This window comes from Ekhidna sp. (genome assembly GCF_040220215.1).
In the GTDB taxonomy this organism is placed as follows: domain Bacteria; phylum Bacteroidota; class Bacteroidia; order Cytophagales; family Cyclobacteriaceae; genus Ekhidna.
This window is the reverse complement of record NZ_JAVJTR010000025.1, coordinates 1-21,695: the sequence shown is the minus strand read 5'-3', so window position 1 is coordinate 21,695 and position 21,695 is coordinate 1. Positions and strand designations below refer to the sequence as shown.

Sequence of the window (21,695 nt, the reverse complement as noted above, 5' to 3'; positions counted from 1 at the left end):
AAAGCCCCATTTAGGGGCTTTAGTTTATATCTTTTTAGCTGCTTTTTTCAGCTCCTTCATTGGGTTGTCATGTTCTTTATCCAACCCGATGATATTAAGTTTGATATTTCTGTATTCAGCATTCTGTTTGAAATCTTCGAGTATCTCCAGAATATCCGGATGAATAGAATGAGATCTTGAAGCATCGATAGTAATATCAGAATCGTCCGGTAAATGAGACACGGTTTCGATAATACTGGCTTTGTTCAAAAAGGTCAGATTCTCTGAAAGTTCTAATCTTAACTTGGTTGATCCATTTTCGTGAATGGTGTTCACTACGTACGGTTTCCTGAAGTTATTGTATAGAATGTGGAAGATGCCGACCGTTAATCCGAGCAAAATTCCAATCAGCAAATCAGTGAATATAATTCCAACGATAGTGACCATGAATGGAATAAACTCTGACCTTCCAGAGTTGTACATTTTCTTGAATAGCGAAGGCTTTGCAAGCTTATATCCTACAACGATCAAAATAGCAGCCAAACTTGAAAGTGGAATTAAATTCAATACTCTTGGAATAAATATTACGGAAACTAATAAGAGTATTCCGTGCATGATTGCTGAAAGTTTTGTTTTACCACCGGATTGAATGTTCGCGGAACTTCGAACAATCACCTGCGTGATTGGAAGTCCACCGATCATACCCGATAGAATATTACCCGACCCCTGAGCTATCAACTCACGATTGGTTGGAGTGATTCGCTTGGCAGGATCCAACTTGTCTGTAGCCTCCACACAAAGCAATGTTTCCAGGGATCCAACTACTGCAATGGTTGCTCCTAAAATGAGAACATCTTTCCGAAGCATTGCTGAAGGTTCAAAAAAGGTGAACTGGTTAATGAACTCAGTAATGGATCCTGCGACAGGTAAGCTTACCATATGAGTTTCATCTATGTATAGACTTGAACCGGAAAAAAGCTGATTAATTATAATACCTGCAGTTACTACCACAAGTGGCCCTTGTATTACCTGAAATATTTTGATCCTTTTCATAAAAGGACGCTCCCACAAAATCAATATGGCCATTGAAATGATGAAAATGATCAAGGCACCTTGCTGCACATAATCCATCATTGTAATTAACTCCGAAAAGGTATTTTCTCCATCTGGCTGGAAGAACTCCAAATCACCTTCCGGGTCGGCATCATACCCTACAGCATGAGGTATTTGTTTTAGGAAAATGATAATACCAATTGCTGAAAGCATTCCTTTTATTACTGATGAAGGAAAGTAGTAGCCGATGATCCCTGCCTTGGCAATTCCCAGCAGAACTTGTATAATTCCACTGACCACCACAGCAGCAAGGAAAACTGGAAATGCTTCAAGGTCTTGAATACCAACAAGCACAATTACTGCCAACCCGGCTGCAGGACCACTAACACCAAGCGAAGAACCACTAATTAGCCCTACGACTATACCTCCAACAATGCCAGCAATGACACCCGAAAATAGAGGGGCGCCTGATGCAAGGGCGATACCCAAACAAAGGGGGACTGCTACTAAGAAAACGACCACACTAGCCGATAGGTCTGTTTTAAAATTTCTAAAAATATTGTTTCTATCCGATTCCATAGGTTAAAAATTGTCGATGATTAATTGAGAAAAAATGGGAAAATTAATCAGGACAATTCCGGAGGGGGTGTCTGAAAGTCAATAGAGGGGGGATTCCAATTAGAATCAGAATGTATTGTTGATCTCAGACTGGATAATGACGATTCATTTTTAGGAATTGAGAAACTTCCTGTTTCTGAAGTCTTTTCCTTGTTTTCTTCCTTGCCCTCTTCATGCTCCATTTCTGAGTCCACCTCTACAGAAACTATGTTGGTATACTCCAGAGGGAGACCCACCTCCGCTATCATAGCTGAACAGAGCAAGAGGGTTATGAATCGTATTAATAAAATCTTTTTCATTGGCGCTTTAACAACCGATACACACGGATTGTTTCAGTCGTGGAAAATACTTACGCAAAGGTACAATTATGAGTTTTTCTTCCGAACGTTATTGTCATCTTTTATGATGAATGAGTTCTAAACTCAATAAGTTGATCAAGATATTCACGATTGTTGGCCAATCTTGGGACCTTGTGCTGGCCACCTAGCTTACCTCTCGATTTCATCCAGTTGTAAAACGTATTTTGAGGCACAACATGAATGATAGGTTGCTGCAAAGCAATGTCCTTGTATCGTTTTGCGTCATAGTCTGAATTGACTTCTCTTAGCTTTTCGTCCAGCAGTTTGGTGAATCGCTCAAGATCATTAGGCGGGTTCGAAAATTCAACAATCCATTCGTGTCCACCTTTATTCTCCTGATCATGATACACAGGACCGGCAGTGAAATTATCAATGGTCGCATTGGTCTTTCTACATGCTTCAGCAATGGCGACCTCTGCATTATCGATGATAAGCTCCTCACCGAAGGCGTTGATAAAATGCTTGGTTCGTCCGGAAATCTTAATTCTAAATGGGTTGATGCTGGTAAAAGTCACCGTATCACCAATTCGATAGCGCCAGAGACCGGCATTGGTAGTAATGATAATTGCGTAGTTCTTACCCACTTCTACTTCATCCAGTGTCAACGTTTTAGGATTTTCGTTATCCAATTCAGAAAAAGGAACAAACTCATAAAAAATGCCATAATCCAGCATCAGGAGCATATCCTTGCTGTCCGTTTGATCCTGAATCCCAAAGAATCCCTCAGAGGCATTGTAGGTCTCCATGTACCGCATTTTATGAGACGGGATAAGTTTTTGGAATAAATCTTCATACGGAGTAAACGAAACAGCCCCGTGGAAAAAGACCTCTAGATTGGGCCACACTTCCAAAATGTTGTTAGCTTTATTTCGCTCCAGTATCTTTTCTATCAGGATGATCATCCAGGTAGGCACACCTGAGATGTTGGTCACATTTTCGGTGGAGGTAATTTCTACCATCTTATCAATCTTCTCCTCCCATTCGTCCATCAGCGCTATGTCCAGACTTGGCGTACGCACCATTTGTGCCCACCAGGGCAGATTTTTGAGCAAAACCGCAGAAACATCACCGTAGTAGGAATTCGAGTTTTGATCAAACTGGTTGATTTGGTGGCTACCTCCGATTACTAATCCTTTTCCTGAAAACATCTTAGCTTCAGGATAATTGTTGAAGTAAATACTCAATAAGTCTTTTCCTCCCTTGTAATGGCAGTCGTCTAGTGCTTCAGTCGATACGGGGATGAATTTACTTCGCGCATTTGTGGTGCCGGAGGATTTAGCGAACCAGCGAATTTCTGAAGGCCAAAGCACATTTTGCTCACCTTTCATCAATCGCTCGATGTAAGGGAATAGTCCTTCATAGTTTACAATAGGAACTTTGTTTTTGAAATGTTCATAGTTTTCGATCGTGCCAAATCCGTACTTCTTTCCATATTCGGTCTTAGCAGATTTTTTCACCAAATCTTCTAAAAGCTCGTTTTGAACCTCGTGTGGATATTTCATGAAAAGCTCAATCTGGTGAATGCGCTTTTTCATAACCCACGACAATATGGAGTTTAGTAATTCCACCCTCTTTCTATTTTAGATCTTCCTTTTTAGTTCAAAGTGTTTACCAAGATAAACTTTTCTTACCTGTTCGTCATTGGCAAGTTCTTCTGCTGTACCCGCTTTAAGCAACCTTCCCTCAAACATGAGATAAGCCCGATCAGTAATTGAAAGTGTCTCATTCACATTGTGGTCTGTGATTAGGATGCCAATATTTTTGTTTTTGAGCTGTGCAACGATGGTTTGAATTTCTTCAACCGCAATAGGGTCCACACCGGCAAAGGGCTCATCCAATAGCACAAAGTTTGGGTCAACGGCGAGCGCACGAGCAATCTCAGTTCTTCTTCTTTCTCCGCCGGACAAAACCTGCCCAAGGTTCTTGCGCACATGCGTCAGGCTAAATTCTTCAAGGAGGCTTTCGCATTTTTCTTTTTGTTCTTGTTTGCTCAGCTTAGTCATCTCCAGTACTGCAAGAATATTGTCCTCAACACTAAGTTTACGAAAGACAGATGCCTCTTGTGCCAGGTATCCGATCCCTCTTTTTGCACGCTGATACATCGGCAATTCAGTGATATTCTCTTTGTCAAGATAGATATGTCCTTCATTTGGCTTGATCAGCCCTACTATCATATAAAAGGAGGTAGTTTTTCCGGCACCATTTGGCCCTAAAAGCCCTACGATTTCACCGGTATTCACTGAGACCGAAATGTCGTTAACGACCTTCTTTTTTTTGTATTTCTTAACTAAGTGTTCTGCGCGTAATTCCATAAAAGAGCTGCAATTTATGCATCAAATCTTACATCCCTCAGATTAAGGATCAGGGACTTGTTGCCCATGTAATTATTTTCCTCTAAGTGATAGGCAATATGAAAAGGCTCCCCAATGCGTATTTGTTCCATTTTGTCAGCCATTCCAAATCCTATAAACTCAAAAAGCTTGGTACTGTTCGCAGCATGGAGAAACCCTTTGATATGTTTATCCTTGATCACCTTTGGGTTGGTGTCTACTATTACATTATTTGTGCCAAACAAAGGCGCCATGTTCTTCGGGCCGAATGGAGCCATCTGGTTCATCACATTGTAAGTTTTAAAAGTGATGGCTGAAAGTGGTATTTCCGTATCAATCTCCACTTTGGGAATGAGTTGTTCAGGAAGTATGCGTTCACTCACTACCTCTTCAAAACGAGAAATGAATTGCTCCACATTGTCAAGTGGAAGCGTAAGCCCTGCCGCATGTGTGTGACCACCAAACTGTTCCAGTAAGTCGGAACATTGGGATATAGCTTCATGAACATCAAAACCATCTACTGATCTGGCTGAGCCTGTAGCCATGCCTTTTGATTCAGTTAAGATAATTGTAGGACGATGATAATATTCAATGCACCTTGATGCGACTATGCCAATTACGCCTTTGTGCCAATCTTCTTTGAAAAGGACAGTTGATTTTCGCTCATCATTTTGAGCTGCAATCATCTCTAAGGCTTCAGCCGTTATTGTCTGGTCAAACTCTCGACGCTCTTTGTTTCGATCATTCAGATTATCAGCAAATGCATCTGTTTGGGTTGAGTCACCAATTAAAAGGTTGACGGATTCCTTGGCATGGGTAAGCCTTCCTGCGGCATTGATTCTGGGACCGATGGAAAACACCACATCGGATATCGAAAAAGCATTTTTCTTTCCGCTGATTTCGATAAGTGATTTTAATCCTGCAGACGGAGATTGATTTAGTTTTTTCAGACCGTAAAAAGCTAGTATCCGATTTTCATCAACAATAGGTACTATGTCACTTGCAATACTCACAGCTACCAAATCAAGCAACTCATACAACTTTTCCTTTTCTATCGTGTTTTGCTGACAAAAACCTTCCAGGAGTTTAAATCCAACGCCACATCCGGACAACTCTTTGAATGGATATTTACAATCAGTTTGTTTCGGATCCAATAGTGCATAGGCTTCCGGAAGCTCTGCACCGGGCAAATGGTGATCGCAGATGATCAGGTCAATACCAGCGTTTTTAGCTTGTTTAGCACGTTCAATGGCGCGGACGCCACAGTCTAATGCAATTATCAAATCGAACTTGTTTGCGATGGCATAATCAATACCTTTTTCTGAAATGCCATAACCCTCCGTGTATCGATCAGGAATATAGAATTCAAGTTGATCTGAAAATTCCTTTAAGAACAAATAGATGAGACTGACAGAGGTAGTGCCATCTACGTCATAATCACCATAGATAAGAATTTTCTCTTTATTAAATACTGCGTCCGTCAACCGGTTGACCGCTTTATCCATGTTGAGCATCAGAAATGGATCATTCAGTCGTGAAAGAGAAGGACGGAAAAATTCTTTTGCCTCATCAAACGTTTGGATTCCTCTTTGAACCAAAATTTTGGCCAGGAATTCATTTATATTGATTTCCCTGCTCAATTTTTCTACGACTTCTTTCTCTGGTTCTTGTTTATATACCCATCGCTTTTCCACGGGATGAAGATATAAAAATGAACGCCAATTTGCCTGAAATTGTCGTATATGATGTCGAATGTTTATTTTGTGAGCAGTAAGCACGATAATGAAGATTGCACTCAACGAAATATGGAATTTTTTGAAAATGGTTAAAACCAATGAACAGGGTTGGTCATTTTCGCTATGTGCCGGAGCTTGCAGGGTGGATAATATTACTACCGAAGTAATGTTGTCTCTCAAAGATGATGAGGGTTATGATACTGAGCTCCTTCCATCCATATTTACTTTCCGGGAGATACTCTGGCAGCCGGACGTGTTTACAGAAGCAAGCATGAGCATCCCATCACTGAGCATATTGCGAGCATTTTGTGAGGAGGCATGCGCTGAAATGGGTGAGCAGGAAGAGGGGGTAAATCAAATTTACATTCCGCTGATACAAGGAGTGGGAAAGTGTTGTGAGAAGGCAATGAAAGAATTGGAGAAGAAGAAATCAGATGTAAAAAAAGTACTTGGAGAGTTTCGAACGTGCGTATTCCCCATCATTAAATTCTTCATCTATCACCCCAAAAACAGGCATGATTATTTTCAGGATGCACAAAACAGATTGAACTATGCTGTAAAAATTATGCTCACTCAATTTTATGGTCGATATACTGAGCTGGAAGATCCTTACTGGATGGTTTCTTTCTCTAAAACGAAATCGAAAAAAGATGCTGAACCTAAGGCGGATGAACAATAGTTTTGCAAATCCAGTTTACATCCAAACATGGCCAAGAAAACTCAAAAAGAACTACCTGACCGAAGGAGATTTCTGATCAGAAATCTCCTGAGAGGTTTTGCATGGCTGGCTGTTATCGTGATTGCATTTATTTATGCCAGGAAGAATTATGACTTTACACTTGAGGCAGTGCTTGGTCCGGTTTACGATAGGCCAACTGTCGTTTATTTTATTTTTCTGGCCTCTGAAGTAATCTTCGGTATTATCCCTCCGGAGTTTTTCATGATTTGGTCGTTACGAAGCGAGTTACTCGCCAACTACATCAATAACATCATCGCGCTTTCTGCAATATCTTATGCAGCGGGAATTATTGGTTTTGGTATCGGCGCGTATCTCAAAAACACCAGATTTTATCGCATTATGAAATACCGTGTTTTTGGAAAATTTGAGAAGCACTTAAACAATTACGGCGGATTTTTGGTGGTGGTGGCAGCTTTGACACCTTTGCCGTTTTCCGGGATTGCCATGCTGGTGGGCTCGGTACATTATTCATTTAAAAAATATCTATGGTTTTCACTTTTCAGATTCCTCCGGTTTCTGGTGTATGGAATTGTGATTTGGGAGGCCAATATCTTATAGATTGATGACAAAAAAGAAAGGCGTTCTTTTAGTTAATCTGGGTACTCCGGATTCAACTTCTGTTCCGGATGTAAGGAAATACCTCAGAGAGTTTTTAATGGACAAGCGTGTGATTGATATACCACCTTTTAAAAGGTGGTTGTTAATCAATTTAATCATTGCTCCATTTCGAGCTCCGAAATCGGCGAAGGAGTATGACCGATTATTTGATGAGAAAGGCTCACCATTAAAATATTATGGTTTCGAACTCCGTGATAAACTTCGCAAAGCGATAGATGATGATTGGCAAATTGAACTTGCTATGCGCTATCAAAATCCTTCTATTGCTGAGGGGTTAGATGCATTAAAGGATTGTACATCCATTCATGTGATTCCTTTATTCCCACAATATGCTTCCGCGAGTACTGGGTCGGTTCAGGATAAGGTGATGGAGATTGTGAAGGATTGGCAAATCATTCCTGATATTACATTCACTTCCCAATTTTTTGAGGAGGAGCTGTTTTTAGAAACCATTGCCGATAATGCCAGGAAGCTAATGGAAAAGACGAATTATGATCATTTCCTCTTTAGTTACCACGGTATTCCGGAAAGACAGATCACAAAAGGAGATATCTCTAACACATGTTCTTTTGGTAATTGCTGTGACTCCATGACCCCTAAAAACCGATATTGCTATCGCGCACAGTGCTATGCCACTACTCGCTTGCTTGCAGAAAAGCTCGGATTAAAAGAAGATCAATTTTCAGTAAGCTTTCAATCTAGACTTGGCAAGACACCCTGGATCAAGCCGTATACTGATGTGCTACTGGAAAAACTTGCGGAGCAAGGGAATAAGAAGGTTTTGGCATTTTCACCTTCATTTATTGCAGACTGCCTGGAAACTACCGTAGAGGTAGGAGAGACGTACCAGGAAGATTTTATTAAGGCTGGTGGAGACCAGTGGGATCTCGTTCCAAGCTTAAATGTTGAAGACAAATGGGTGGAGTGCTTGAAGGAAATGATTGTTAGGAATAATTAATCTGAAATGAAAAAGCCGATCAAGTGCTTGACCGGCTTCATTCAAACCTAATTACCTAGTTAATTACTATTTTCTTCGTTAGTCGTTTTTTACCCTGACTGATTTCTAACAAGTAAATGCCTTCTTTTTGTCCAGATAAATCAATTGTTTCGGAGTAAGTCCCACTGAAGCTTTCAAAATATCTGTTAAATACTTCTTTGCCTTCCAAATTCGAAACTCTGATATTAAGTTCATCTTCACTTGGTACTTTGAAACGAACTTTAAATCGACCGTTTGAAGAGGGGTTTGGGTAGAAGCTCAAATCATCAAGCACAAGCTTACTGCTTTCATCTACTTTCCCTTTCTTGCCAAACTCGTCAGAAACATCTTCTATTTTAACTCGCTTTATTTCAAAAACCTTAACTCGTCTATCGTGATCATCGTCATGAAACCGGTCAAATAGACGATCCATTTCAATACCCAACTCCTTCATTTTTTCTCGATACTCTTCCATATCCATTCCATCCAAATGAAGATCGAAAAATCCTTCTGAAGAGTCCCCGTCAAAATGTTTGAAGAAAAAGTTATTATCATCCCCATCCCCATCTCCATGGAAGAATTTAAAAAATGAGCGATTCTGATTCCTCAATTGATCCAGGTGAATCATGATATCCTGGTCACTATCTCCGTCAAACCAAAAATTGAAGTCATCATCTTCCCCTGCAAATTCTTTGTAGGCCGGATCGGCATACATTTCTTCGGTGCTGTTGTACTCTCCCTTGAATGTCTTCTTTTCACCGTCAATCTCTTTACTGATTTCAACTTTTATTTTTCCTTCACCTCCTGACTGGGCCAGTAGACCTCCGGTCATTAGCATGGTGAGTGCCAGAGCTAAAATTTTCATTGAATGTTTCATTTTATTTTGAGTTGTTAGTGTTTTAATAATCCCTAATCGAAAGTACGTAGAGGTTTTCTATCTCACTGTTAATCAGTCGTTAATCCTTGTTAAAAATGGTTAAACACGAACTACGGTAGACACTTCGTCGTATTTTTGGGGTATGCAGCGCAAGACATTGAGATGGATTATCGGATTGATGGGCATGGCCATGATTGGGCTTATTGCTTTTCAGCTTTACTGGATTGATTCTTTGGTAGCCGCCAATGAGGAGCGATTCAGAAAAGATGTATTGGATGCCCTCAATACGGTGGCCAGCAAACTAGAGAAGCAAGAAACCTTCGCCGCTCTTCAGAAGCTAAATTATGTAAACTCCCCCCTTTACGAGCAAAGGGAAAATCTGCATCTTCAAAAGATGGAGAGTGCTGAGAATATAAAACATGAGAAGAGAGGTGGAAACGTTGAGGTTATCGAACAAGGCAATCGACAAATCTTCTACTTTGCTGATACTGTCAATGAAGGTGGGTTTGAGTTTGTTGTGAATTTCTCAAGTGTCGCTGATCGATTCTTTTTTGAGAATACTCCACCCCCCCCAGGTTCTACGATGGATCAAATGCTTGAAGAGAGGGATGTGAAAATTCAGCAACTTGAAAGCAAACTGGCAAAAGTTTCCAGAAAATATGAGCTCACCTTTGATGTAGTGCGCGACTTAATGGGCCCGAATCGTTCCATAGCCTCCCGCTTTCACCCACAGCAGCTGGATTCACTACTCAAAAGCGAGTTAAACAGCAAGGGCATAGATATTACGTATGAATATGGTGTAATTCAGCCGCAGCAGCAACGATTTTTACTTTTAACCGGTGGAGGGAAGAAGGAAGAACTTGCTCAAAGCGAACTTAGAGCGTCATTATTTCCTAATGACATCTATGACAATGACAGCATATTAACAATAAACTTTCCTGATAAACAAGGCTACCTTCTGGGCAAGGTATGGTCGGCTATGGTGAGTTCCGGCTTTTTGGTTTTGGTCATTCTTTTTTGCTTTGGTTATAGCATACGCACCATTATTAGGCAAAAGAAGCTGTCGGAGATGAAGAATGATTTCATCAACAATATGACCCATGAACTCAAGACACCTATTTCAACAGTTAGCCTGGCAGTAGAAGCGCTAAATGATAAGGATATTGAGCAAAGCACTTTGCGAGCCAAGTATATTAAAGTTATTGGGGAGGAGAACAAAAGGCTGGGAGATCAGGTAGAAAAAGTATTACAGATCGCGGCTATCGACCGAAAGGACTACAACTTAAAACAGGAGTTGCTTAGAATGAGTGATATGGTTAAGTGTGCAGCGGAGCACATTGCCATGCAGGTAGAGAAACGAGGAGGGCGGCTTAACATGATTGAGAAAGCTGAGAAAGATTTGGTGCAAGGTGACGAGATGCATTTGACTAATATTATCCTGAACCTTCTGGATAACGCCAATAAATACTCGCCTGAAGCCCCCAATATTACCCTGCGCACCGCGTCGGATAATGAAGATTATATCATCTCCATTCATGATAAAGGAATAGGAATGACCCGTGATCAGCAGAAGCATATTTTTGAAAAATTTTATCGTGTTCCTACAGGTGATCTTCATAATGTAAAAGGCTTTGGCTTAGGCTTGGCCTATGTTCAGCGCATTGTTGAAGCACATGGCGGAAGCATCCATGTAGATAGTGAACCAGGGAAGGGAAGCAAATTTTCAATCACATTACCATTAGCCAATGAAGCCTAAATTATTGATAGTAGAGGATGACCCGAATCTGGGTGAAATACTAAGTGAGTATTTAGGCCTGAAAGGCTATGAAACCACTCTGAAGAGAGACGGAGAGGAAGGTGGATATGCATTTCAGAAAGAGGCTTATGATCTATGCATTTTGGATTTGATGATGCCAAAAAAGGACGGCTTTACTTTAGCCAAAGAGATTCGATCTACCGACTCTGATACACCAATCATTTTTCTTACCGCCAAGTCTATGAAGCAGGATATTATCAAAGGCTTTACAATTGGGGCTGATGACTATATGACCAAGCCTTTTAGCATGGAAGAGCTTTTGCTCAGGATTCAGGCCATATTGAAGCGCTCTGTTAAAAAGGAGGAAGAGGCATTTCCTAATCAATTCAATATCGCCGGTTTGACCTACTATTATCAGGAAAATCGCTTAATCACTCCCAAGAGAGAGATAAACCTCACCACAAAAGAGAATGAGCTCTTGAAAATTTTCTTTGAGAACGTAAATAAAACAGTAGATCGAAGCACAGCGTTGAAAAAAATATGGAAAGACGATAGCTACTTCAATGCGAGAAGTATGGATGTGTACATTGCAAAAATTCGCAAGTACCTTCAGGATGAACCCAGTCTTAAGATATTAACAATTCACGGTGAAGGTTTCAAATTAGTGGAGGTGAATTGAACTGATTTTAGCTGAAATTATGTATCTTTAAAGAGGAGCGATTCTCAAATAAGAACCAACCTTAATTTATCATGCTATTAGTACCGTCAATATCAGTTATTGAAGGCAGAACCATTCGCCTCACACAAGGAGACTACTCCAGCGAAAAAGTCTATGCGGACACTCCTATTGATGTTGCCAAACAGTTTGAAGATCACGGCATTTCTCGTATTCACCTCATAGATTTAGATGGAGCTAGAAAGGGCACCTCAGTTAATTACGACATCCTTCACATGGTGTCTGCTTATACGGATTTAAAAATCAATTTTACCGGAGGCTTGCATACTGATGGTGACGTCTTAAAAGCTTTCGAATATGGGGCAGAAAGCATTACCGCAGCTTCTGTGGCAGTATCCAACAAAGAGCAATTTGCGAACTGGCTAATGTCATACGGGAGGGAAAAGGTTGCCTTAGCTGCGGATAGTTTAAAGGGAAAAATATGGATTAGGGGTTGGCAAAAAGCTACATCCAGAGATTTAATGGATCATATTTCTTTCTTTTATGATAGAGGTTTGAAGTATTTGAAAACCACAGATATTTCCAAGGATGGGGCAATGGGCGGACCTTCATTCGATTTATATCAGACGCTTCTTAAAGAATTTCCTGACCTATCTATTTTTGCAAGTGGAGGTGTGAGAGGAATGGACGACATCAAAAAACTCCGTGATATCGGATTATACGGAGTGATCTTTGGGAAAGCTTTTTATGAAGGAAATATCACGTTGGATGATATTGATGACTATCAGTCAATAAGCGCTTAAGGAGCCTCTTCTTCGTACTTGAACTTGTACAAGAAGTAAAAAATAAAGTTGTATTTGCTTACAGAGTCATCCTGAACAGAATCGGCTTTTTCGATCTTGTTGTTCACCTCCTTTACTTCGGGTTGCGATGATTTTGATTCTTCCTGAAACCTGACATCTCGCTGTTGAGAAGCGTCTCCATCTGGTCTGATCAATCCCTGATTTGATTTTCTTCTGCCCTCTTGATCTTGTTCCTGCGTATCCGATTTTTTCTCATTTCCGTTGGTATTAGCAAAACCAACGCTGCAAATGAAAATCAATGCAAAAGCAAACAATATTTTGGGGATGTTTTTCAAGGTTCTCAACTTAACCAACAAAGTAACGAAATTACAGATGGAAGGTTTAACTTTTTTACAAAACTTAACTTTCTTTTTGAAGTATTCTAAGAAAGAATATGGCAAATACTATAAAAATCAAAAGCCCATCATAAATGACGGGCTTTGGATTGTTAAATCTTCTTCTAGAATTAAAGGGTACGCTTCACTTCTTTCACTTCAAAACCTTCGATGATGTCTCCTTCTTTGATATCATTAAAGTTTTTGATGCTCAGTCCGCATTCATAGCCACTCTTTACCTCTGCTACATCGTCTTTGAATCGCTTCAATTGATTTATTTCCCCTGTGTAAACCACAATGCCATCTCTTACCAGTCGAACTTTGTTAGACCTTTTCACATTTCCATCCGTCACATAGCATCCTGCAACCGTACCAACTTTCGTGATTTTGTAAACTTCCCTTACTTCGATATTTCCGGTAATAACCTCTTCACTGGTAGGTTCTAGCATACCTTCCATGGCATCCTTTACGTCATTGATAGCGTCATAGATAATGGAGTACAATCTAATTTCGATTTCCTCAATTTCAGCAAGTTTCCTTGCACTTCCTGAAGGTCGTACCTGGAATCCAACGATTACCGCATCAGAAGCGGAAGCTAATAAGACATCAGATTCAGAAATCTGACCAACTGCTTTGTGAAGAATATTGACCTGAACCTCTTCGGTAGAAAGTTTAAGTAGTGAATCAGCCAGTGCTTCAATAGAACCATCCACATCACCTTTAACGATAACGTTAAGTTCCTTGAAGCTTCCTATCGCAAGTCTTCGTCCAATCTCATCAAGTGTAATGTGTTTCTTTGTTCTGATTGATTGCTCTCTCAGTATTTGCTCACGTTTGTTCGCCACTTCACGAGCTTCCCTATCACTCTCCATCACATTAAACTTATCTCCAGCCTGTGGTGCACCGTCAAGGCCAAGCATCAGTACCGGTGTAGATGGGCCTGCAGTTTGAAGCTTCTGTCCTCGATGATCAAACATGGCTTTTACCTTACCAAAGTACGGACCAGCCAACAGAACATCTCCAACTTTTAATGTACCTGCCTGTACCATAATGGTAGATACATATCCACGCCCTTTATCTAAGGAAGCTTCTACCACCGATCCTACTGCCGGCTTATCAGGGTTTGCTTTCAGCTCCAGAAGCTCAGCTTCTAACAATACTTTGTCAAGTAAGTCATCAATTCCTTCGCCTGTTTTAGCTGAAACATGCTGACACTGATACTTACCACCCCAGTCCTCAACCAGGATGTTGATCTTAGAAAGGTCCTCTTTAATCTTTTCAGGATTAGCGTTTGGCTTATCAACTTTGTTGATTGCTATAACGATAGGAACACCAGCTACCTGAGCGTGATTGATTGCTTCTTTCGTTTGTGGCATCACAGAATCATCTGCAGCAACGACTATGATCGCAACATCAGTAATTTTTGCACCCCTGGCTCTCATGGCAGTAAATGCCTCGTGCCCAGGAGTATCTAGAAATGCAACACGTTTTCCGCTGTTGGTCATCACATCATAGGCACCAATGTGCTGCGTTATTCCACCGGCTTCTCCTTCTGTTACTTTTGATTCCCTGATAAAGTCTAGTAATGATGTTTTACCATGATCTACGTGACCCATGATGGTCACAATCGGCGCTCTGTCTACAAGCTTACTTTCATCATCTACCTCCTCTATAATGTCTGTTTCTTCTTTCGCCTCGGTAAAGTCTACTTCATATCCAAACTCATCTGCTATGACAGTGATTGTTTCAGCGTCTAGTCTCTGGTTGATCGAAACGAACATACCAAGAGACATACACGCAGATATTACATCATTGGCTGTAACGTCCATCAAAGACGCCAGATCATTGGCAGAAATGTACTCGGTTACATGGAGCGTTTTTGATGCTTCTTCAGCTTGTAACTGTCTTTCCTCTTCAGCTTCAGCTTTTGCGGAGCGTTTGTCTTTTCGGTATTTAGATCTTTGGGTACCTCCTTTGCCCCCACCTCCACTGAGTTTGGCAAGGGTTGCCTTGATCTTATCCTGAATTTCCTTATCAGAAAGTTCTTCAGTTTTTCTTCCTGCCGGTGTTCTGCTTCGGTCACCTCGACCTCCACCGCCACCTCCACCACGATTTGGTGGGCCTCCAGCGGATTGTATACGTTTTCTTGGTCGTTTCTTTCTGTCCTGATTAGAATCGGATGAGGCGACTGGTTTAGGTTTATCCTTTGGAAGTTCGATTTTATCCAAAACCTTAAGTCCTCTGAGCGCGTCAGCTTTTGCTTTTATAACATGCTTTTCAGGAGCTTTTTCTTCTTCCTTAGGCTCTTCTTCTTTGGCTTTTGGCTCCTCTTTCTTTGGCTCTTCTTTCTTGGTTTCTTCCTTTTTTGGCTCCTCTTTTTTAGCCTCCTCTTCTTTAGCTTTTGTTATCTCCTTCTGAGGTTCTTCTTTTTTAGGCTCTTTTTTCTTTGGTTCCTCTTCTTTCTTTTTCTTTTCAAGGTCTATTTTACCAACCACTTTAGGCCCATCGAGCTTAGTTCGGGCAGAAATTTTTTCCGGTTCCGGATCAGAACCTACATTGTCCTTTATAAGGATTCGATCGTCCTCATTCTTCTCCTCTTCTGCTATCTTATCTGCATTAATGACCATATTATCGGTCTTTCCACCGATGGTCAATTCAGATGCCTCTTCTTTGTCGTGAGCAGAATCTGCAAACGCACGAGCGAGCATATCGTACTGATCCTGTGGAATTTTTGAATTGGGGTTTGAGTCTACCTCATGCCCCTTATCCTTCAAAAATTCCAGGATAGTATTCTTACCTACGTTTAGCTTTCTAGCTACTTGACTTAATCTGTATTCTGCCATATAAACCTCTCAAAATTAGTTTATTCGAATTCCTGGCTTAGAACCCGAATCACTTCGTGTACTGTTTCTTCTTCTAAATCGGTCCTTCTCACCAAGTCGTCAGTTCCGAGCTTCAAGACGCTTTTAGCTGTATCCAGTCCTACACGCTTAAGCTCATCAATCACCCAGTCTTCCAATTCATCAGTAAACTCATCCAAATCCACATCTTCCTCCGAACTTTCGTCAAGTTCACGGAACACGTCAATCTCCATGCCTACCAATTTACTCGCTAGCTTGATGTTCTGACCACCTTTTCCAATGGCCAAAGATACCTGATCTGGCTTGAGATAAACAGACACTCTGTCTTTCTCTTCACTTATTTTCATGCTCGTGATCTTCGCAGGACTTAGTGCTCTTGCTAAATAGAGTTCTAAGTTATCTGTGAAATTGATCACATCAATATTTTCATTTTGAAGCTCTCTTACGATTGAGTGAATTCTTGATCCTTTCATTCCAACGCATGCCCCTACCGGATCTATTCGGTCATCATATGACTCAACCGCTACTTTAGCCCGCTCACCCGGCTCTCTTACCACGTTCTTCATAGTAATCAATCCATCGTAAACCTCTGGAACTTCAGCCTCGAAAAGTCTCTCAAGGAATACTGGAGAAGTTCTGGAAAGGATAATTTTCGGATTTCCATTGACCATTTCAGCACGGTGTACGATAGCCCTTACAGTATCACCCTTTCTATATCGATCTTTCGGTATCTGCTCACTTTTTGGGATGGTAAGTTCGTTTCCCTCGCCATCGGTTAGCAATACTTCACGTCCCAGCACCTGATAAACTTCACCTTGAATAATTTCACCTACCAGATCCTTGTACTTTTGAAATAGGATATCTTTTTCAAGGTCCTTGATTTTTTGAATCAAAGTCTGTCGTGCAGTCATAACCGCTCTTCTTCCGAAATCCTCTAATTTTATTTCTTCTGCAACTTCTTCTCCGATCTCAAAATCAGGCTCAATTTGCCGAGCATCGGTTAGGCTGATTTTATCATGATCCCAGATATCCTCTGAATTGTCGTCAACGATTTCCCGGAACCTCCAAATCTCCAGGTCACCATTATCTGCATTTATTACAATGTCGAAGTTGTCATCGGTTTCATATTTCTTACGAATCATCGTTCTGAATACATCCTCCAGAATTCTGATCATAGTAGGGCGGTCAATGTTTTTGCCCCTGGCAAAATCCGCAAACGAATCAATTAATACTGACGCTTCCATCTTACTTGAATGATACTTTAACTTTTGATTGTTTTATTTCTTCAAATTTTATCGATCTTTTTTCGGCAGGGCCTTTTAGAAAGATCTCATCTTTTCCCACTTTTAATAGCTCCCCTTCAATATTCGTTCCTTCCAGTGTCTCCACTACCAACGACCGACCTACATTTTTAACGTATTGCCTATGCAGGGTTAATGGATAGTCTAAGCCAGGTGAGGATACTTCCAATGTATACTTTCCGGGCATAAAATCCTCTTCTTCCATTTCAGCACCGACCATTCGACTTATTTTACTACACGCATCGATTGATATTCCGTTATCTCCGTCCACGAATACCAACACCTTTTGATTGCCGGAATTTCCCTTCACTTTAACGTCGACAATAAACAATTCGTCGCTTTCGCTGATTGCTTTTTCGGCCAATGTCCTTATTTTCCTCTCTTCCTCCATTTCCATGAATGAAAAGAGGGGACTGATGTCCCCTCTTTCGGTATTCTAACTATTAATGGTGCAAAGGTATGAAACTAAAATGGAATTACCGTTAATTCATTCAAAAATCTATTGAGCTGATAATTTAGTTCCCGTTCAAGTCATAAAAGTGTTCGTTCGTCTAAAGTTCGGTCCCATAACGCATTGATTTTTTGGAAATTATGACACCTTCGCCTAATTTTTACATTCAGTTATAGAATTAGTCTCACCGCCCAGTTTTTTAACCAATTGATAAACCGTATAAAACCGACCGCTTAGGTTAGCTTTAGTTTCTAAATATCCCCATTATGAGCTATTATAAGAGCGCGGCTTTTGCTGCATTTTTACTAGCCTGCATAGTTTCCTTTGCCCAGGACAACTCTGTAGGTATTAACACAACCACTCCTAATGCCAAAGCGGTGTTGGAGCTTGTTTCACCCGAATCAAATCAAGGTTTTCTAGTCCCTAGAATGAATTCCTTTCAAAGGAATAGTATTCAGTCACTTTCCGAACTGGAAAACGGACTTATGGTTTACGACACAGATGAAAACCTGTTTTATTACTGGGAAAGTCCTAGTTGGAAAGCTGGGTTGGGGGTTTTGAATGTACTGACTGCAGGTGGGGATCTGACAGGAACGTATCCAAACCCAACAATTAAGCTCGGAGCAGTAGTAGAAAATCGCCTTGGGGATTTGGCGGTTTCTACTGCTAAGCTCCAAAATAGTAGCGTAACAACGGAGAAAATCAATGACGGGGCTGTGACCACTGGTAAGATTGCGAATCTGGCAGTAACAGGAGATAAACTTGAAAACATAGGTTCGATATCAGCAGGAACTTATGGAACGGAAGCATTCAATGTTCTTCAACTAGCTGTCGATCAGAAAGGTCGAATAACGGGAATTTCTGAGGTTGTTATTGAAATAGGATCAGACAATATCAATGATGGGAGTATTCAAAACATCGACATTGCCAATGGTACAATTACGATTTCTAAAATCAATGCTGAAGGGAATGCAAATTCGGTACTTGCTGTAGATGCTTCAGGGAATCCTGTTTGGACAAATAGGTCTGAGTTTACCTCATCTGCCCTTGCCCAAAATAATATTTACATTGGAAATAGTTCGGGAGTTGCCCAGGGACTTCCGGCTAGTGGAGATGTAACCATTAGCAATACGGGAACTGTGGCTAACGTACAAATTAATGCTGATGCAATAACCACAAATGAGATTCTTAACGAGACCATCCTAGCTGAAGATATTGCAACGGGTGCAGTGGGCTCTGACGAAATAGCGACTGATGCTGTTGGTTCAGATGAGATTGCAACCGATGCAGTGGGCTCTGACGAAATAGCGACTGACGCGGTGGGTTCAGATGAAATAGCAACCGATGCGGTGGGCACTGATGAAATCTCAACAGGTGCTGTTGGATCGGATGAGTTAGCGGATGATGCGATCACAGCAAATGACATAGCCACCGGAGCTGTCACCACAGTTGAAATTCTTAATGAAACAATATTAGCTGAAGACATTGCGACAAATGCAGTGGGTTCCGATGAAATTGCCCCTGAGGCAGTAGGCAATTCAGAATTAGCGAATGATGCTGTCACTAATTCCAAAATTGCAGATAATGCAATTCAGACGGAAAATATTGTCGATGGTCAAGTGCAAACAGCTGATATAGCAACAGCAGCCATCACCCAAGACGAACTTGCAAATAACTCAGTTACAACAAATAAAATTTTAGATGATGCAGTAACAAAGGAAAAAATCAACCCTGATGTTGCTGGACCTGGCTTGATTCAAAGTACTGATGGGAGCTTAGAAATTAATGAGGGAAATGGCCTTCAAATCAGCGGCGATATTTTGTCAGTTAACCTTGGTGATTTAGCTGGTGATGGAATTGTTGAAGATGCCATCAATGAAGAATTTGATATCAATGTAGACAATGCCACTTTGGAGGTATCATCTGACATACTTCAAGTAAAGGATTTGGGAATTACCACTGCTAAGCTGGCTAATCAGTCAGTAACCCAAGGTAAAATTTTACCGTCAAATCAAAATGCTTTATTAATCTCAAATAATGTACCTGCAGCATCTTGGTTTGCCCCTGGTGTAAATCAAATTATTACAACCGGACCTGGAGGAGGTATAACTTCAAGGCCAGTTACAGATTTCGCGACTAAAGATCTTAATCTTGGAAGTATTTTTGTTGGAGATGCCTCCAATCAAGCCCAGCAATTGTTCGCAGGTCAAGCGAATTATTTATTAATTGGCAATGGAAGTACTGTTGTATCATTTCCAGTAGCTGGTGATATTAGTTTTTCATCTGGGGCTTCCAATATTATTTCCACCATTCAAAACAATGCTGTCGATGGAACAGACTTAGACTTAACAACTGATTTTGTAGTTCCTGGGTCAGGTCAAATTATTTTCAATAATACTGGCGGTTTGAGAGTAGCCAATGCAACGGATTTGAACGGGACATTAGATGTAGCTGGGCAAACGGACTTGGCAGCTGCTGGCGTGGCAACAAATGTTAGAGGTACCTTCAGTGTTTCACAGCAAGCAACTTTTACTGGAAACCTCGATGCAAATAATGGTTTAGATGTGACGGGGGCTGCTTTAACCACAAATCAAGCGATCACTCAAACAGGAACCAATCAGGTAACTTTTGGCGGAAATGTAGATGCGAATAATGGGTTAGATATTTCCGGTAATTTGAATGTGACCAACAACACCAATGTGACTGGAGCCTTAGATGTAAATGGTGCGACTACTTTAGATCAGGTATCCATTAACACGACAGACGGGGCATTAGCAGTAACCGGTAACAGTGGAGTAAGTGTGACTCAGGATGCGAGCAATGTGGCACTTAATACTACGACTTCAGGTGACATTAACTTAACATCTGCAGGAGATATTAATCTGGACGCAACGGGTTCTGTAAATATTTCCGGAACCATTGGTTTGGAGAATTTGACGGTAACAAACACAACAGACTTACAGGGCAACACAGAGATAGGAAATGAGAATACTGATGTAATAGATTTAACAGGAGTCACAAATATCAATGGAGGTAACTTAACGATTGCCTCTCCGCAGACAACAATTACAAGTTCAACATTGATTGTGGGTAATGGTACAACGATCAACGCAAATAGCAACACAATCAACTTAGGCAATGCGGGTACGGATCAGGTAGAAGTTGCTGGCAATCTGGATGTGAATAATGGATTAGATGTAACAGGGGCTGCCTTGACTACCAATCAGGCAATTACCCAGACAGGTACTAATCAAGTCTCTTTTAGTGGTAATGTTGATGCACAAAATGGATTGGACGTAACAGGCGCAGCAATTACTACTAATCAAGCCATAACCCAGACAGGCTCGAATCAGGTGACCTTTGGTGGGAATGTAGATGCACAGAATGGTTTGGATGTCGGTGGTGGAGCATTAACGATCAACAATCAAGCAATTACCCAGTCGACTGGTGGGCAGGTTACGTTTGCTGGTAATGTAGATGCGAATAGTGGTGTAGACATTACAGGGACTCTACAAGCCAATGACAATGTGATTGTTGGTTCAAATAATACTGATGATGTTACAATCAATGCCGAAATACAAGGTGCTACCCCATTTATACTGGAGGGCTTAACTGATAATAGCTTCGAAACAAGAATTGCGGTAGTTGACCCAACGGCAGATCGAACAATAAATCTACCAAATGCCTCAGGTACAGTTGTTCTTTCGGGTGCTGGGACATTGCAAAATAACATTGCTTTAAGTACTGATGGGAGTGGACAAATTGTTAATGCGGTAGAGGGTCAGGACTTTAACGTAGAGTCACAGAATATAAACCTGGGTGATGAAGCCAATGATCAAATTACTATTGTTGGCAACCTTGATGCGCAGAATGGTTTAGATGTTACGGGCGCAGCAGTTACTACTAATCAAGCCATTACTCAGACAGGCTCGAATCAGGTGACCTTTGGTGGGAATATAGATGCCCAGAACGGTTTGGATGTAACCGGAGCAGCTTTGACAACAAATCAAGCGATCACTCAAACAGGAACTGGCCAGGTTACTTTGGGAGGAAATCTCAATGCAAACTCTGGAGTAGACATAACCGGCGGCGCATTAACGATCGACAACCAGGCGATCACCCAAACGACAGGTGGACAAGTGTCATTTGCAGGCAATGTAGACGCAAACAATGGAGTGGATGTAACCG

General features: G+C 41.0%; 17 protein-coding genes. 7 read left to right on the top strand and 10 right to left on the bottom strand.

The window, feature by feature from the left end; translation table 11 throughout:
* Positions 1-24: 24 nt before the first annotated feature.
* From RIC88_RS16550 to recJ, 5 genes are all read right to left on the bottom strand, one after another.
* Positions 25-1,611, bottom strand: a complete 1,587-nt coding sequence (locus RIC88_RS16550) for a SulP family inorganic anion transporter (protein WP_350218681.1) — start codon at positions 1,609-1,611, stop codon at positions 25-27.
* Between the two features lie 47 nt (positions 1,612-1,658).
* Entirely contained in the window at positions 1,659-1,949 is a 291-nt protein-coding gene (locus RIC88_RS16545; protein WP_350218680.1) for a hypothetical protein, read from the bottom strand.
* A 101-nt stretch (positions 1,950-2,050) separates the two neighbouring features.
* Positions 2,051-3,577 carry a GH3 auxin-responsive promoter family protein gene (locus RIC88_RS16540; RefSeq protein ID WP_502880009.1) on the bottom strand — a complete coding sequence of 509 codons (1,527 nt, stop codon included), beginning with the start codon at positions 3,575-3,577 and terminating at the stop codon, positions 2,051-2,053.
* 12 nt (positions 3,578-3,589) lie between these two features.
* Positions 3,590-4,321 (bottom strand): LPS export ABC transporter ATP-binding protein, encoded by a 732-nt coding sequence (lptB, locus tag RIC88_RS16535; protein ID WP_350218678.1) that lies wholly within the window; start codon positions 4,319-4,321, stop codon positions 3,590-3,592.
* Between the two features lie 14 nt (positions 4,322-4,335).
* Positions 4,336-6,033: a single-stranded-DNA-specific exonuclease RecJ gene (gene recJ, locus RIC88_RS16530; RefSeq protein WP_350218677.1), complete on the bottom strand. Its 1,698-nt coding sequence runs from the start codon at positions 6,031-6,033 to the stop codon at positions 4,336-4,338.
* A gap of 88 nt (positions 6,034-6,121) precedes the next feature.
* On the opposite strand from recJ, the gene RIC88_RS16525 reads away from it, so the two are divergent.
* Genes RIC88_RS16525 through hemH form a run of 3 tightly spaced genes read left to right on the top strand, consistent with a single transcriptional unit; the run spans position 6,122 to position 8,390 of the window.
* Positions 6,122-6,754, top strand: a complete 633-nt coding sequence (locus tag RIC88_RS16525; protein WP_350218676.1) for a hypothetical protein — start codon at positions 6,122-6,124, stop codon at positions 6,752-6,754.
* Positions 6,755-6,781: 27 nt separating this feature from the next.
* Positions 6,782-7,372 (top strand): VTT domain-containing protein, encoded by a 591-nt coding sequence (locus RIC88_RS16520; RefSeq protein WP_350218675.1) that lies wholly within the window; start codon positions 6,782-6,784, stop codon positions 7,370-7,372.
* 4 nt (positions 7,373-7,376) lie between these two features.
* Positions 7,377-8,390: a ferrochelatase gene (hemH, locus tag RIC88_RS16515; RefSeq protein WP_350218674.1), complete on the top strand. Its 1,014-nt coding sequence runs from the start codon at positions 7,377-7,379 to the stop codon at positions 8,388-8,390.
* Positions 8,391-8,445: 55 nt separating this feature from the next.
* Here hemH and RIC88_RS16510 read toward each other — a convergent pair whose 3' ends face one another.
* A complete protein-coding gene (locus RIC88_RS16510; protein WP_350218673.1) occupies positions 8,446-9,273 on the bottom strand; it encodes a T9SS type A sorting domain-containing protein in 828 nt (275 codons plus the stop codon).
* A 154-nt stretch (positions 9,274-9,427) separates the two neighbouring features.
* Between RIC88_RS16510 and RIC88_RS16505 the strand changes: the two genes are divergently transcribed.
* The 3 genes from RIC88_RS16505 to RIC88_RS16495 all read left to right on the top strand — a co-directional run bounded on the left by RIC88_RS16505 (position 9,428) and on the right by RIC88_RS16495 (position 12,520).
* Entirely contained in the window at positions 9,428-11,041 is a 1,614-nt protein-coding gene (locus RIC88_RS16505) for a sensor histidine kinase (protein WP_350218672.1), read from the top strand.
* Complete coding sequence (locus RIC88_RS16500) at positions 11,031-11,720, top strand: response regulator transcription factor (protein WP_350218671.1); 690 nt, start codon at positions 11,031-11,033, stop codon at positions 11,718-11,720. The genes RIC88_RS16505 and RIC88_RS16500 overlap by 11 nt, the downstream gene beginning before the upstream one ends.
* 71 nt (positions 11,721-11,791) lie before the next feature.
* The gene (locus tag RIC88_RS16495) at positions 11,792-12,520 is read left to right on the top strand and encodes a 1-(5-phosphoribosyl)-5-[(5-phosphoribosylamino)methylideneamino]imidazole-4-carboxamide isomerase (RefSeq protein ID WP_350218670.1); all 729 of its coding nucleotides are present in this window, start codon (positions 11,792-11,794) and stop codon (positions 12,518-12,520) included.
* Here the strand turns inward: RIC88_RS16495 and RIC88_RS16490 are convergent.
* From RIC88_RS16490 to rimP, 4 genes are all read right to left on the bottom strand, one after another.
* A complete protein-coding gene (locus RIC88_RS16490) occupies positions 12,517-12,855 on the bottom strand; it encodes a hypothetical protein (protein ID WP_350218669.1) in 339 nt (112 codons plus the stop codon). The genes RIC88_RS16495 and RIC88_RS16490 overlap by 4 nt on opposite strands.
* A 170-nt stretch (positions 12,856-13,025) precedes the next feature.
* Positions 13,026-15,737: a translation initiation factor IF-2 gene (infB, locus tag RIC88_RS16485; RefSeq protein WP_350218668.1), complete on the bottom strand. Its 2,712-nt coding sequence runs from the start codon at positions 15,735-15,737 to the stop codon at positions 13,026-13,028.
* Positions 15,738-15,757: 20 nt separating this feature from the next.
* The gene (gene nusA, locus RIC88_RS16480; protein WP_350218667.1) at positions 15,758-16,999 is read right to left on the bottom strand and encodes a transcription termination factor NusA; all 1,242 of its coding nucleotides are present in this window, start codon (positions 16,997-16,999) and stop codon (positions 15,758-15,760) included.
* 1 nt (position 17,000) lies between these two features.
* Positions 17,001-17,447: a ribosome maturation factor RimP gene (gene rimP / locus RIC88_RS16475; protein ID WP_350218666.1), complete on the bottom strand. Its 447-nt coding sequence runs from the start codon at positions 17,445-17,447 to the stop codon at positions 17,001-17,003.
* Between the two features lie 326 nt (positions 17,448-17,773).
* Between rimP and RIC88_RS16470 the strand changes: the two genes are divergently transcribed.
* Positions 17,774-21,695 (top strand): beta strand repeat-containing protein (locus RIC88_RS16470; protein WP_502880008.1); only part of this gene is annotated, 3,922 nt, incomplete at its 3' end.